15 protein-coding genes are annotated in these 13,364 nt (G+C 46.8%); 8 read left to right on the top strand and 7 right to left on the bottom strand.

Annotated features, from left to right (window positions below; genetic code table 11):
- Positions 1–12: 12 nt before the first annotated feature.
- The 6 genes from queF to pyrF all read left to right on the top strand — a co-directional run bounded on the left by queF (position 13) and on the right by pyrF (position 5,565).
- Positions 13–900 (top strand): NADPH-dependent 7-cyano-7-deazaguanine reductase QueF, encoded by an 888-nt coding sequence (queF, locus tag Q335_RS0105175; protein WP_028357722.1) that lies wholly within the window; start codon positions 13–15, stop codon positions 898–900.
- A gap of 83 nt (positions 901–983) precedes the next feature.
- Positions 984–1,931, top strand: coding sequence for an AEC family transporter (locus Q335_RS0105170; RefSeq protein ID WP_028357721.1), 948 nt, complete (start codon positions 984–986; stop codon positions 1,929–1,931).
- Between the two features lie 240 nt (positions 1,932–2,171).
- A complete protein-coding gene (groES, locus tag Q335_RS0105165; RefSeq protein WP_028357720.1) occupies positions 2,172–2,459 on the top strand; it encodes a co-chaperone GroES in 288 nt (95 codons plus the stop codon).
- Between the two features lie 92 nt (positions 2,460–2,551).
- Positions 2,552–4,201: a chaperonin GroEL gene (gene groL / locus Q335_RS0105160; protein WP_028357719.1), complete on the top strand. Its 1,650-nt coding sequence runs from the start codon at positions 2,552–2,554 to the stop codon at positions 4,199–4,201.
- Positions 4,202–4,340: 139 nt separating this feature from the next.
- Entirely contained in the window at positions 4,341–4,733 is a 393-nt protein-coding gene (locus tag Q335_RS0105150) for a diacylglycerol kinase (protein ID WP_028357718.1), read from the top strand.
- Between the two features lies 1 nt (position 4,734).
- The gene (gene pyrF / locus Q335_RS0105145; protein WP_028357717.1) at positions 4,735–5,565 is read left to right on the top strand and encodes an orotidine-5'-phosphate decarboxylase; all 831 of its coding nucleotides are present in this window, start codon (positions 4,735–4,737) and stop codon (positions 5,563–5,565) included.
- Positions 5,566–5,636: 71 nt separating this feature from the next.
- On the opposite strand, the gene Q335_RS0105140 is transcribed toward pyrF, so the two are convergent.
- The 6 genes from Q335_RS0105140 to ribBA form a co-directional block, all read right to left on the bottom strand.
- Positions 5,637–6,161: a CinA family protein gene (locus Q335_RS0105140; RefSeq protein ID WP_051532312.1), complete on the bottom strand. Its 525-nt coding sequence runs from the start codon at positions 6,159–6,161 to the stop codon at positions 5,637–5,639.
- Between the two features lie 61 nt (positions 6,162–6,222).
- Complete coding sequence (locus Q335_RS0105135) at positions 6,223–6,792, bottom strand: phosphatidylglycerophosphatase A family protein (protein WP_084493548.1); 570 nt, start codon at positions 6,790–6,792, stop codon at positions 6,223–6,225.
- A 13-nt stretch (positions 6,793–6,805) separates the two neighbouring features.
- Positions 6,806–7,777, bottom strand: a complete 972-nt coding sequence (thiL, locus tag Q335_RS0105130; RefSeq protein ID WP_028357714.1) for a thiamine-phosphate kinase — start codon at positions 7,775–7,777, stop codon at positions 6,806–6,808.
- A gap of 16 nt (positions 7,778–7,793) precedes the next feature.
- On the bottom strand, positions 7,794–8,237 hold the full coding sequence (gene nusB, locus Q335_RS0105125; RefSeq protein ID WP_028357713.1) for a transcription antitermination factor NusB: 444 nt from the start codon (positions 8,235–8,237) through the stop codon (positions 7,794–7,796).
- A gap of 115 nt (positions 8,238–8,352) precedes the next feature.
- The gene (gene ribH / locus Q335_RS0105120; RefSeq protein ID WP_028357712.1) at positions 8,353–8,895 is read right to left on the bottom strand and encodes a 6,7-dimethyl-8-ribityllumazine synthase; all 543 of its coding nucleotides are present in this window, start codon (positions 8,893–8,895) and stop codon (positions 8,353–8,355) included.
- A 94-nt stretch (positions 8,896–8,989) separates the two neighbouring features.
- A complete protein-coding gene (ribBA, locus tag Q335_RS0105115) occupies positions 8,990–10,138 on the bottom strand; it encodes a bifunctional 3,4-dihydroxy-2-butanone-4-phosphate synthase/GTP cyclohydrolase II (RefSeq protein WP_028357711.1) in 1,149 nt (382 codons plus the stop codon).
- A 505-nt stretch (positions 10,139–10,643) separates the two neighbouring features.
- Between ribBA and Q335_RS0105110 the strand changes: the two genes are divergently transcribed.
- On the top strand, positions 10,644–11,138 hold the full coding sequence (locus Q335_RS0105110) for a MarR family winged helix-turn-helix transcriptional regulator (protein ID WP_028357710.1): 495 nt from the start codon (positions 10,644–10,646) through the stop codon (positions 11,136–11,138).
- 106 nt (positions 11,139–11,244) lie between these two features.
- The gene (locus Q335_RS10020) at positions 11,245–12,213 is read left to right on the top strand and encodes a CYTH domain-containing protein (RefSeq protein WP_028357709.1); all 969 of its coding nucleotides are present in this window, start codon (positions 11,245–11,247) and stop codon (positions 12,211–12,213) included.
- Between the two features lie 77 nt (positions 12,214–12,290).
- Here Q335_RS10020 and ftsY read toward each other — a convergent pair whose 3' ends face one another.
- Positions 12,291–13,310, bottom strand: a complete 1,020-nt coding sequence (gene ftsY, locus Q335_RS09365) for a signal recognition particle-docking protein FtsY (protein ID WP_084493571.1) — start codon at positions 13,308–13,310, stop codon at positions 12,291–12,293.
- Positions 13,311–13,364 lie beyond the last annotated feature (54 nt).

The following is a 13,364-nucleotide window of genomic DNA, read 5'->3' as shown; positions in this document are numbered from 1 at the left end:
GCGATAATCACCATGACAAATAATGCGAGCGAGTCATCTTTGCAACTAAGCGGCCTCGGTAAAGAGACCCAATACCCTAGCGCTTATGACCAGAGCCTTTTATATGCAGTCCCGCGTCAACTCGGTCGTCAAGCGCTCAACAGCGCGGCTCCGCAGACGTGGATTGGCGCCGATATTTGGACGGCTTTTGAGGTTTCATGGCTCAATCCTAAAGGTAAGCCGCAGGTGGCTATCGTGAGCGCTAGTTTTGACCCCAATAATCCCTACTTGGTAGAGTCCAAGTCCTTTAAGTTGTATTTGAATTCTTTCAATCAGACGGTTTTTGACAACTCCGAAACAATGCTAGCCCTGATGCAAAAAGATCTAAGTGCCGTCGTTCAAGGCCAAGTGAGCCTGCAGCTATTTAGCACCGATCACTTTGCACAACTGCAATTGAGCGCGTGGAACAAAGACAGCTTGGCTTGCCCCATTGTGGCGCTCGATGAACTCGATATCAGTACCACTATTTATCACTACGATCCTCGCCTATTACGTTTGCAGACGCCGCACCGTCAAACCCAAGAAGTCGTTTTTTCCAATCTTCTTAAATCCAATTGTCCGGTCACAGGACAGCCGGACTGGGCCAGCCTTTTGATTGCGTACCAAGGTCCGGCCATCGATCATGGCAGCTTGCTGCAATACATTATTTCTTATAGAGAACATACTGGCTTTCATGAAGCTTGTGTTGAACAAATCTACTGTGATTTGCAGATGCTGAGTGGCGCTCAAGAATTGTTGGTCTATGCTCGCTATACACGGCGTGGCGGCTTAGATATTAATCCTTGGCGCGCGAGCAGCGAGAGCTTTGCCAAAAATTACAGCACTATACTCGGTGCAGAGCAGCGTTTAGCCCGACAATAATACTAGGCAATTGTTTTGTTAGAGGATAATTAGCAGTATACTGGTATGCATCCTCTAATTATTACAAACGCGTTAGTCTTCTTATGTTGTCCATTATTAATATCACCCTCCCCATTTTCATTATGATTGCTTTGGGGTATGCGGCGGTACGTTTTGATATTATCAATCCCGTACAAATCACTGGACTAGGGCGTTTTGTCGTGGTCTTTGCCTATCCCGCCGTGATCTTTCATGCCTTTGCGAGTAAGCCTGTCACTGCGCTGTTTGTGCCCTCATACATGCTTGCCTACGGCAGCGCTACGATTCTGCTTTTTATCGCCACCTATTTGCTCACTCTCAAATTCAAAAAAAACGGTGGTAAGCATGCAGCGCTCAATGCCATGGGCGTCACTTACTCCAACTCCGGCTTTATTGGTTTTCCCGTCTTATCATTGGTCGTAGGCCAACACGATGCCGCCGTGTTTCTCGCCATGAATCTTTTCATCGAAAACCTCATCTCCCTATTGCCGATGATTGTTATTGCCGAATCACACGGTCAATCCAAACGCGCTTTGCACTTGATTTGGGGAGCCATCAAAAAGCTCTTACAAACACCACTGATTATCGCGATTTTCTTGGGCATGTTTTTTTCACTGGCACATATTCCCTTGCCTACCATTGCCAATCGCGTCATCGATATGCTAATGATTTCGGCCGCGCCTGTCGGTATCTTCGTGATTGGCGGAGGCTTGTACGGCGTCAAAATTCGCTCTAATCTCAAAGAAGCGATTTGGCTCACTCTGGCCAAACTCTTGGCCTTGCCATTATTGGTGCTCGCCTTTTTCGCACTGATTCCGAACGTCCCTAATGAGGTACTGATGTCAGGCTTCCTAATGGCTTCTACCCCAATGGCTACTATGTACGCGCTTATCAGTCATCAATATGGCGAAGGCAAAGACTCCTCCAGTAATCTTTTAGTCTGCACCATGCTGTCTTTCTTTAGTCTGAGTGCTGTTCTCATGATTTGGCAATATTTATTCCCTTATCACTAAGACCTAATCAGCGCCCAAAAATCCATGCCAAGACCGCGAGGCATGGATTTTTTTTAGCCGTAAATTTCAGCGATGGCCAATAGTACAAGCACGCTAGCTAGCTTGACAGAGAAATATTTTGTGATTTTTTTTGTTTTAGCCCTTGAAACTCTGAATTATGACCCTATCTCTGTGACATCCAGGTTTAATTACTAATACAGTTTTTCCTGTTTTATTATTTTTAATTTAAAGGAGTTTTCTATGTCATTGCGCCCTTTACAAGATCGCGTAATCATCAAACGTTTAGACAACGAACGTAAAACCTCTTCTGGCATCGTGATTCCAGATAGCGCCGCCGAAAAGCCTGATCAAGGCGAAGTCGTCGCTGTGGGTCCGGGTCGCAAAACCCCAGAAGGCCAAACAGTTGCCCCAGAAGTCAAAGTTGGCGACAAAGTTCTCTTTGGCAAATATGCTGGTCAAGCTGTAAAAGTTGATGGCGAAGAATTGCTTGTAATCCGCGAAGAAGAAATCCTAGCTGTTTTTGCCTAATACCCTAGCTAAATTGGGCTAACTGACTACAGCTATGTCACTGTAAACTTCTTACTGAACATACAAAATCAAGGAAAAAGGAAACTATAATTATGGCTTCAAAACAAGTATATTTTGGTGATGATGCACGCGTTCGTATCGTTCGTGGTGTTAACACCTTAGCAAATGCGGTCAAAACTACCCTCGGTCCAAAAGGCCGCAATGTTGTCCTAGAACGCTCTTTTGGTGCACCTACCGTCACTAAAGACGGTGTCTCTGTCGCCAAAGAAATCGAACTCAAAGATCGCTTCGAAAATATCGGTGCGCAACTTGTCAAAGAAGTAGCCTCTAAAACCTCCGACAATGCGGGTGATGGTACCACTACGGCTACTGTACTCGCCCAAGCCATCGTCGAAGAAGGTATCAAATACGTGGCTGCGGGTATTAACCCAATGGACCTCAAACGTGGTATCGACAAAGCGGTCGCTGCCGTCGTCAAAGAATTACAAAGCCTTTCTAAACCTTGCGAAAACAACCGCGCCATCGCACAAGTCGGCTCTATTTCTGCCAATAGCGATAGCTCTATCGGTGAAATCATTGCTAGCGCCATGGAAAAGGTCGGCCAAGAAGGCGTGATCACTGTAGAGGACGGTAAATCTCTCAATAACGAATTAGACGTGGTCGAAGGTATGCAATTTGACCGCGGTTACTTGTCTCCGTACTTCATCAACAATACCGAGAAACAAGTTGCTGAATTCGATGATCCGTACATCTTAATTTTCGACAAAAAAATCAGCAATATCCGTGACTTATTGCCAATTCTAGAACAAGTGGCCAAAACCTCTCGTCCACTAATGATCATTGCGGAAGATGTCGAAGGCGAAGCATTGGCGACCCTAGTGGTCAACAATATGCGTGGTATCCTCAAAACCATCGCTGTCAAAGCCCCTGGTTTTGGTGATCGTCGCAAAGCCATGCTCGAAGATATTGCTATTCTTACGGGTGGTACTGTTATTTCCGAAGAAACTGGCTTATCTCTAGAAGCTGCTACGCTTGAACAATTAGGTCAAGCTAAACGCATCGAAGTCGCCAAAGAAAACTCTACCATTATCGATGGCGCAGGTAATAGCGCCGACATCGAAGCACGCGTCAAACAAATTCGTGCCCAAATCGAGCATGCCACTTCTGACTACGATCGCGAAAAACTCCAAGAACGCGTAGCCAAACTAGCCGGTGGTGTGGCTGTGATCCGTGTAGGCGCAGCGACTGAAGTCGAAATGAAAGAGAAAAAAGCGCGCGTTGAAGATGCTCTACATGCCACTCGTGCTGCTGTCGAAGAAGGTATTGTTCCTGGTGGTGGCGTCGCGCTCATCCGCGCTAAAAGCTCTGTCGCTGATCTAACGGCTGACAATGCTGACCAAGAAGCGGGTATTCGTTTAGTCTTGCGTGCCATCGAAGCACCTTTACGCACGATCGTCGCCAATGCGGGCGAAGAGCCAAGCGTGATTGTCAATGAAGTTAGCAACGGCAAAGGTAACTATGGTTACAATGCGGCCACGGGTGAATACGGTGATCTAGTTGAACAAGGTGTACTTGATCCAACTAAAGTGACTCGTACAGCACTTCAAAACGCCGCTTCTGTGGCTAGCTTATTGCTCACTTCCGAAGCAGCTGTTTGCGAAATCCCAGAAGAAAAACCAGCCCAAGGTGGTATGCCTGATATGGGTGGTATGGGCGGCATGGGTGGTATGGGCGGCTTCTAATCCCCTCGCCATCCGAGCCAATTTAGCGAATTTCGCTAACGCTTAATCTCCAAGCACTGCGTCACTATGGCGCAGTGCTTTTTTTTGTGTCGTGCTAGCTTTGGCTTTGTGCGTACTGATTTTGGAATAAAATACGCTCATGACTCACACTCCTAATTCCAATAGTTTCAAGAGCAAAGCGGGCATCAAGCGCATTTTCAAGGCCGGTCAGTATTCTATGCAGGGCTTTCGAGCCGTCTTTAAAACTGAACATGCCTTTAGACAAGAATTAACCTTGAGTTTAGTGCTATTTGTGTTGTCCTTTTTTGTGGCTCATAACATTCTGCAATGGTTGATTCTATTTACCTCCCTCATCATTATTCTCATCACAGAACTGCTCAACTCCTGTATAGAAACGCTCGCTGATCTTATCACCACAGAGTTTAATCCACTGGTGGGTAAGACTAAGGATATGGGGAGTGCTGCCGTGTTTTTGTCTTTAGCGCTTTGCGCCGTCATTTGGTTAACTATTATTGTTGTAAATCTGAGTTAATATGCTTTCTTTTTCTGAAAAATTACAAAACGCCTGGCAACAGCAAGATTCTATGTTGGTCATTGGTTTAGATCCTGATCTTAACCGTTTACCATTGACCTTCCGCAATCAAAAAAAGCCGATTTTCGATTTTTGTAAAGGCATTATTGACGCCACTGCAGAATATGCCTGTGCCTTCAAGCCGCAAATCGCTTATTTTGCCTCACAAGAAGCCGAGACAGAATTGCAGCGTTTATGCCATTACATTCGTGACGAATATCCGCATTTACCCATCATCTTGGACTCCAAGCGTGGCGATATCGGTACTACCGCGGAACATTACGCTAAGGAAGCGTTTGAGCGCTACTGTGCCGATGCCGTGACAGTCAACCCCTATATGGGTTTTGACTCCGTCGAACCTTATTTGTGCTGGCATAACAAAGGGGTTATAGTGCTGTGCCGCACCTCCAATCCTGGTAGTTCGGAATTTCAAACCATAGAGACTGCAGATGGTCAGCCTCTGTACCTTAAAGTCGCTCAGACCGTGGCCGAAAAATGGAACCAAAATCAACAGTGCGCACTGGTCGTCGGCGCGACCTATCCTGAGGATCTCGCGCAAGTGCGCCAGTGCGTAGGCGACGATGTGCCCTTTTTGATTCCTGGCATTGGTGCTCAAGGGGGTGATATCGAGCTAACGGTCAAAGCAGGCTGTAATCGTCAAGGCAATGGCATTATGCTCAACTCTTCTAGAGCAATTTTGTATGCCGATGCTGGTGAGCAATGGCAGGCAGCCGCGGCTCGAGTCGCCCAGCAAACCCGTGACAGCATCAAGCAGGCTCTTGCTAAGCGGTAAGTGAGCGCTTCGCTAAGCGTTGGCTAATGTTAGCCATTACAATTAGCTACTGATGTGAGCCAATCAACGTCCTAAGCCTTGCTTAGGGTCTTATAGAGTTGCTCAAGAATAAAATAAACAGCTTGATGTCTGACCTGGTGACGATCACCTTCAAAAAATTGCGTATACGCTTGTGCCTGGGTGCCTGTGGAGGCGCGCTGTGCCACCGCAAAACACACCATGCCCACTGGTTTTTGGGCCGTGCCACCGCCAGGTCCGGCGATCCCCGTCGTACTCACAAAATATTGGCTCTCTGGCGAATGACGTAGGCCACCTGTAGCCATCTCTGTGGCGACGGCTTCGCTGACGGCGCCGTATTGTGCTAGCGTCTGCGCTTGTACCCCCAATAAATCGATTTTGGCCTGGTTGGTGTAGGTTACTAAACCACGATCAAACCAAGCACTGGAACCCGGCACCATGGTCATGGCCGCTGCACATAATCCCCCTGTGCAGGACTCCGCCGTGCCTAGCATGGCCGCATTAGCTTGCAGCTGCTGACCCAGGTTTTGCGCCAATTCATAAATAGCTTCGTTGCTGATTTCACATCTCGTCATCATGTTTAAAACAAAAAAAAGACCAGTTATTATGATAACTGGTCTTGATCAGAATTGAATAAGCTTAATTCATAAATATACCACCTAGACGCATTAAAATGGCCAAGGTAAATAAGGTATATAAGGCGGCTAGAATATCGTCTAGCATCACCCCCAGGCCATTTTTGAGAGAACAATCTAGGGTCTTGATGGGCCAAGGTTTAAAGATGTCATAAATCCTAAAGATAAGCAGCGCCAACACACTCCAGAGTAGATTATGCTGCACTGGTGTGATCACAAACAACACCAACCAAAGCGCAATCATTTCATCCCAAACAATGCCACCATAATCGTGCACCCGCAGATATTTACCGGTTTTGTGGCAAGCATAACAACCAAACACAAAACCCAAGGTTAAAAATGCTACGATCAGCCATTCATTATCAAGGATATGCTTGAGCGGCAACCACAATAAAAAGGCAAGAATACTGCCCCACGTACCCGGCCCAGGCTTAATCAAGCCTGCACCGAAACCAAAAGCCACTGCAAAATTAAAACGACTATAAACCCATTTAAGATCTGGCTTGAACGCCAATTGATGAGATTGGGGATGACCGCGATGAATGAAATTTTCGGCTTGATGATTTTCTTTCATAGGCGAAACAATACTACTTAAAGTGATTGAAACCACTCACTGCCAACTCGAAAGCTTGACCGTGCTGATCTATTAATTCTATGCCACTACTCGTCATGATACTACCAATACGGCTCAAATGAAGCTGATTAGCCTGTGCCAGCGCCTCTAGCTTAGGTCGATCATGGGCAGCGGCGGTAAAACATAGCTGATACACATCGCCACCATTAAAAACCGCTTGCCGCCTAAATGCCGTCTCTGCCGTTTGCAACTCAGGGATGACAGGTAACTTCGCTTCAAAAAGCCGTGCCCCCACATGACTGGCTTGCAAAATATGATTGAGATCCTGTAATAAGCCATCCGATATATCAATCATGGCGTGGGCAATATTTCTGAGTTGCAAACCAAGTGCCACTTGGGGCTGCGGCAATTCGAGGGCATCGCGACAGGCCTGTAAGGTCTGCTTGTCGCGGTCACTCAACGGCGCTTGCTGAGCTTTTTGGAGTAAGGTCAGGGCTAAATGCGCCCCACCTAATTGACCACTGAGCCAAATATCATCACCGACCTGAGCCCCGCTACGCAAGGGAGCTGTCACCGTTAAAGGTAAAGTACCCATACAAGTGACGCTAATGATCACACCTTGCTGACTGGCACAGGTATCGCCACCTTGCAAAGGGCAATTAAACTGCCTTGCCAAGTCCATAAAACCTTGGCTAAAGGCCTGTAACCAGCGAGGTTGCGCTTGCGCGATGGCCAGTCCCAAGAAACAAGCCGTTGGCTGAGCCGACATGGCCGCCAAGTCTGATAAATTGACAGCTAGGGCTTTGTGACCTAAGCGATAAGGATCGACATCGGCAAAAAAATGACGCCCTTCTAACAATAAGTCTTTCGTAACGGCCAAGCGCTCTGTGCCGACATGTATCAGGGCGCAGTCATCACCAGGACCGAGATCCTGCTGCGGCGCCTGACTGGTGAAATATTGTTTAATTAGATCAAACTCGCCCATAAGTAGCGGAGGACAATTAGGATTTGAGGGCAGCCTCTAGTGGCCGAACCTGTGGCGCGATTTTATCGAGCACACCATTAATGAACTTGTAGCCGTCCGTAGCACCAAATTCTTTGGCGATTTCAACGGCTTCATTGATGACGACACGATAAGGAATATCAGGGGCGTGCTTAAGTTCAAAGGAACCAATTAATAACACCGCAAATTCTACCGGTGAGAGTTCATCACTACTACGATCCAAGGCGGGCTCTATGAGGCCTTTGAGTTCATCGAAATGTTTGATAACACCGTGATAAATCGTTTTGAACCACTCAGCATCAGCATTTTGAAAGGTGGGTTGATTGCGTAAATTCGCCTCTAATAGGCCAATTTCAGATTGATGTTTGCTCAGTAACCAACCATAAAGACCTTTGAGGGCAAATTCTCTGGATAGTCTACGAGCGCTTTTTTTGATACTCACGTTGAAAACCTTTTTTATTATGAAAGAACACCGATCTGAGCATGACTCTGACCGGTGTTAGGTAATGAGGCGCTTAACTCTGCTTAGAGATGCGCAGTATGGCAGAGACTAAAGACTACTGCTCATCATCGTCGAAATCTTCGTCGTCGATGTCATCTTCTTCGTCGAGATCGGCATCATCGGCATCTTCATCGGGCTCTGGGACTAACGCATATTGTAAATTGGCCATTTCGACGGCACAAATAGCGCAATCTTGACCTTTTTGTTCGGCTCTTTCTTGTGCTTGCTCGGTGGTCTCGGTGGTTAAAATACCATTAGCAATTGGAATATTGGCTTCTAGACCAATCCGTGTAATGGCTGCCGCGCTCTCGTTGGAGACGATTTCAAAGTGGTAAGTCTCACCACGAATCACGGCGCCTAAAGCGATGAGGGCGTCAAATTCGCAGGTATCGGCCAATTGATAAAGAGCAAGACCACATTCTAGAGCACCTGGTACTGTGACCACCATAATGTTGCTCTCATCGACGCCTAAATCGGCAAGTTGTTGTAGGCAGGCTTCTAGCTCTGCATACATGACTTCTTCGTTGAAACGGGCACAAACAATGCCAATATGCAGCTCTTCGCCGCGCAAATCAGGGGTCAAAGTATATGGTTTCATAGAACAGTCCTCTAAAAAGCCCAAAAAAGATGCAATACACTATCGCTACATAAGCATTGCAAGCTCAGGCTATTTTAACCTATGTACAGTTAAATTAGTGTGTCTCGTAAGCTGTCACAGTTAAATTAAAACCTGCCATATTTGGCATCTTGCGTGGTTGTGATAAGACCCGCATTTGACTAACACCGAGATCTTTAAGAATTTGGGCACCCACCCCGTAGGTGCGCAGACTGTGCACATCAAAATGATCTTGTTGGTTTTGTGCTTGCGCGTCCCAAGAGAGGACTTGTTGCTTAAGCGCCGCGGTGGTCTGATTACAGTTCATCATCAGCATCACGGCTCCGTGCTCGTAGGCCTGGATTTTTTGGAGCGCTTTGGCGATAGACCAACTATGACTGTCATCATCCAAATCTAGAACATCGATGATCGAGGTCGGTTCATGCACGCGCACTAAGGTTTCTTGGTCGGCCTGAATATCACCTTTGACCAAGGCGATATGAATGGCATTAGAGGTTTTGTCTTGATAGGTTACGGCCTTAAATTGGCCCCAAGCCGTACTTAAGATTTTGTGGCCAAGGCGTTCGATCATAGATTCGGTTTGGCTGCGGTATTGAATCAAATCTGCAATCGTACCGATTTTGAGGTGATGCTCTTTGGCAAATTCGAGTAAGTCTGGCAGACGCGCCATCGAACCATCGGGTTTGAGCACCTCGCAAATCACGGCAGCGGGGGTGAGCCCAGCCATGGCTGTGAGATCACACCCAGCTTCAGTGTGACCCGCGCGGACTAAAACGCCCCCTAACTCGGCGCGTACCGGAAAAATATGACCAGGCGTGACCACATCTTGTGGTTGCGCATTAGGCGCCACGGCCGCCTGTACAGTAGCCGCGCGGTCAGCGGCCGAGATACCCGTTGTGACCCCCTTGGCGGCCTCTATGGACACTGTAAAATTGGTACCAAAACCACTTTGATTTTGGGTCGTCATTAAGTCTAACCCGAGTTGTTGGCAGCGCTCTTGGGTAAGGGTTAAGCACACTAGGCCACGCGCATGTGTCACCATAAAGTTAATGGCTTCGGGCGTCACAAAATCTGCCGCCATCAATAGATCGCCCTCGTTCTCGCGATCCTCTTCGTCGACCAAAATCACCATTCTGCCTGCCTTGAGTTCGGCAATAATTTCGGGCACCGATGCAATCTGACCAAATTCGGATGACTCACAGGCGGGGGGTTGATGATGTGACATAAAAAGACCTCTTAAGACTAAAACTTTAAGTTAATCTACACTAATCGTGTAAACACCTTAATTGATCTATTTTACCTGACATGACAGTTGCGCGCTTGCTCAATTAACTTCTACAAAAAGCCCTTCATCACTATAAAGTCTGTGCAGACGCAAACCAAACTCGAGGTTATAACGATTTATCTACTTTCTTTTTTACAACAATAAAATTGATAAAAGCCAACTTCAGTGTACGTACTAAAAGTATAGATACATTATGAAAAGCGAATTTAGTATAATAGTTCATAATAGGCATTAAATATTAGTTTTACTAATATTTATGTTACTCTATATAAGTTTTAGGTATAAAAAAACATCCCAAAGTTATAAGAATAAAGTGATTAGCACTAATGGAAGCACTCATTGAACCAATGGATCCGAGTGCTCATACGCTTTTTTACATTGATATGAATTTGCAACTATGCGCTGTATTCTGAAATTGTAACAACAATAAAAAGGATACCCAAACATGTTTAGTGAATATGAGGTCAGAATAAAAGCTGCACCTTCTCCCGCTCACAAACTATGGTTGCGTCTTTATTCCTGCACGAATTTAGTGGAGCATGAGCTACGCAATCGCTTTCGTACTCATTACAACAGCACTTTGCCGCGTTTTTATTTCTTGGCGCAGTTATCTCGGAATCCCGAGGGACTGAAGATGGGTGTATTATCGCATCGCCTCATGGTCAGTAATGGCAATATCACTGTCATTGCTAATCAACTCGAAAAAGAAAATCTCATTATCAAGTTTACTAACGCCAAAGACCGCCGCAGTAGCTATCTAAAGCTGACACAAGCCGGTCAGCAACTATTCGACGATATGTACAATAGCTATTGTCGTTGGGTTGATGAATTATTTGAGCAGGTGCAACCGCCCTTTCACAAGAAAAGCTTTGAAGCCCTCTCGGAGGTCAGTGCAGCTATTAAGCAAACCATCATGCAACAGCAGGCGCTGCACGAATAATACATCTTTCTGCCCCAAACAATACGCTCTAAACTTAACGCCCGTATAATCAACATGGGCGTTTTTTAAATAATGAGACGGCTATTTTTTAGGGAATTCAACACTGATGTTTGAACACGAAATCAAGTTTTATTGCCCACATGCGGCGATGCAAGCGATTAATGAACATATTTTGGCGTCTCCTTCTGCACAGACTGTGCCGCTGAGGGCTTTGTATTTTGATACCCGTGATGCTCAGCTCGCTCAACAAAAAATCGCCATCCGTCTTCGTCTAGAACCTGAGGGCTGGATGCAAACCCTAAAAATGCCCAGTCAACATGACTTCAGTCGCCTTGAGCTAAACCATCGCCGTCCAGAGCCAAGTGTAGATCTAAGCGTGTATGAGCAAGACGAGGTGGTGCGCGCGCTGCAAACCATAGACAGCGAAGCCTTGCAGGTGGTCTATGAAACGGATGTACAACGCTGCAAATATCTGCATAAGCTGCCTGACGCCACTATAGAAATTGCCTTTGATCAGGGTGAAATCAAAGCTGCAGACACCCACTTGGCTGTTTGCGAAGTAGAGTTTGAGTTGCTCGACGGCGCCATGCAATCGCTGTATAAAATCAGCCAAGAATGGGCGCAACGCCATGAGCTATTGCTCGATCTCAGAAGTAAGGCACATCGGGGTCACGAGCTCGCTAGCTTTGCAGCCAAACATACCGTCCATACGATTTACAACTGCGAGGAATTTTGGCAAGTCCCCTCGTCAGCGACGGCGAACGATCATTTCAGTCAACTTATCAACACCTGCTGCACACAGCTGGTGATGGTCGCAGAGCTGCTCGATAATTATCCACAGGCGAGTTTTATAGAGCCGATGTGGCAGCAGGCCACCGCAAGTTTGCAGCATTTATTGGACAGATTGACTTCGGAGACTGATCTCAACCCGGACACACAGGCTAAAGCACAACAAGTACAGACCATACTAAATTGTTTACAAGCCGATGCTTGTGCGCCGTCTGTACAGCTGGTGCAATTAGAAGACAGTCCCTTGCAAGCTTTGTTTTTAGATATTTTGGCGGCGCAAGCTTAAGGCTGAATTAATAAAAAAGGCTGTCTCGGTTATGAGAGACAGCCTTTTTTATATCTTAAATCCGCGAACGTCAATACCTACTCACCTAGCAAAGCTGAGGCAAATTCAGCGGCATTAAAGGTTTGTAAATCATATAGCGACTCACCCACACCAATCCAATAGACCGGGATGGGACGCACACCCTGACACCCTGCTGCCACCGCCGCTAAGGTTCCACCTTTGGCCGTACCATCGAGTTTGGTGACAATTAGGCCAGTTAAGCCCAGTGCCGCATCGAAGGCACGAATTTGGCTAATGACATTTTGTCCGGTATTCCCATCTACCACGAGCAGCACTTCGTGGGGCGCTTCAGCATCCGCTTTGGTGACTACTCGCTTGATCTTTTTGAGTTCATCCATCAGATGCAATTGCGTCGGTAAACGGCCAGCCGTATCGACCATCACCACATTACAGGCACGTGCTTTGCCGGCATTGACGGCATCAAACGCCACAGCGGCCGGATCGCCACCATTTTGTGCAATCACCGCCACATTGTTACGTGCGCCCCACTCTACGAGTTGTTCACGCGCTGCCGCCCTAAAAGTGTCACCCGCAGCTAAAAGTACCTTGGCTCCGCCACTTTGAAAATGATTAGCGAGCTTACCAATCGTAGTGGTTTTACCCGCACCATTGACACCGGCAATCATCACTACCGAAGTACCATCCTCTGGCAACATAAAGGTTTTTTCAAGAGGTTTGAGATGTTCAGTCAAGACCTCACGCAGCGCTTCTTTAACCTGCATAGCCTCTTTTAAGCGGTCTTTTTTGACTTTATTGCGCAGGTTTTTGAGAATTTGTGTGGTCGCTTCTATACCTGCATCGGCCATTAATAAAGCCGTCTCGAGTTCCTCAAATAAATCTTCATCGATTTTGGCGCCCACAAATAAAGCACCAATACTGGAGCCAGTGCGTGATAAGCCCTGACGTAAACGTGCAAACCACGATTGACGTGACTCTTGTAAGGATTCGGCTTGGCCTGGTTTGGCTGTCAACGGCTGAGGTGCGGCTTGCTTGGTCTGATCAAGCTCTGTCGCAGGATGAGAAGCCGCCCTTGAGATGGCTTCCGTTCTTTGTACAGGTTCTGTTCTTTGTACCGGTTCCGTTCTTTGTAC

This window comes from Brackiella oedipodis DSM 13743, assembly GCF_000621025.1.
In the GTDB taxonomy this organism is placed as follows: Bacteria; Pseudomonadota; Gammaproteobacteria; order Burkholderiales; family Burkholderiaceae_B; genus Oligella; species Oligella oedipodis.
This window is presented reverse-complemented; position numbering and strand designations above follow the sequence as displayed.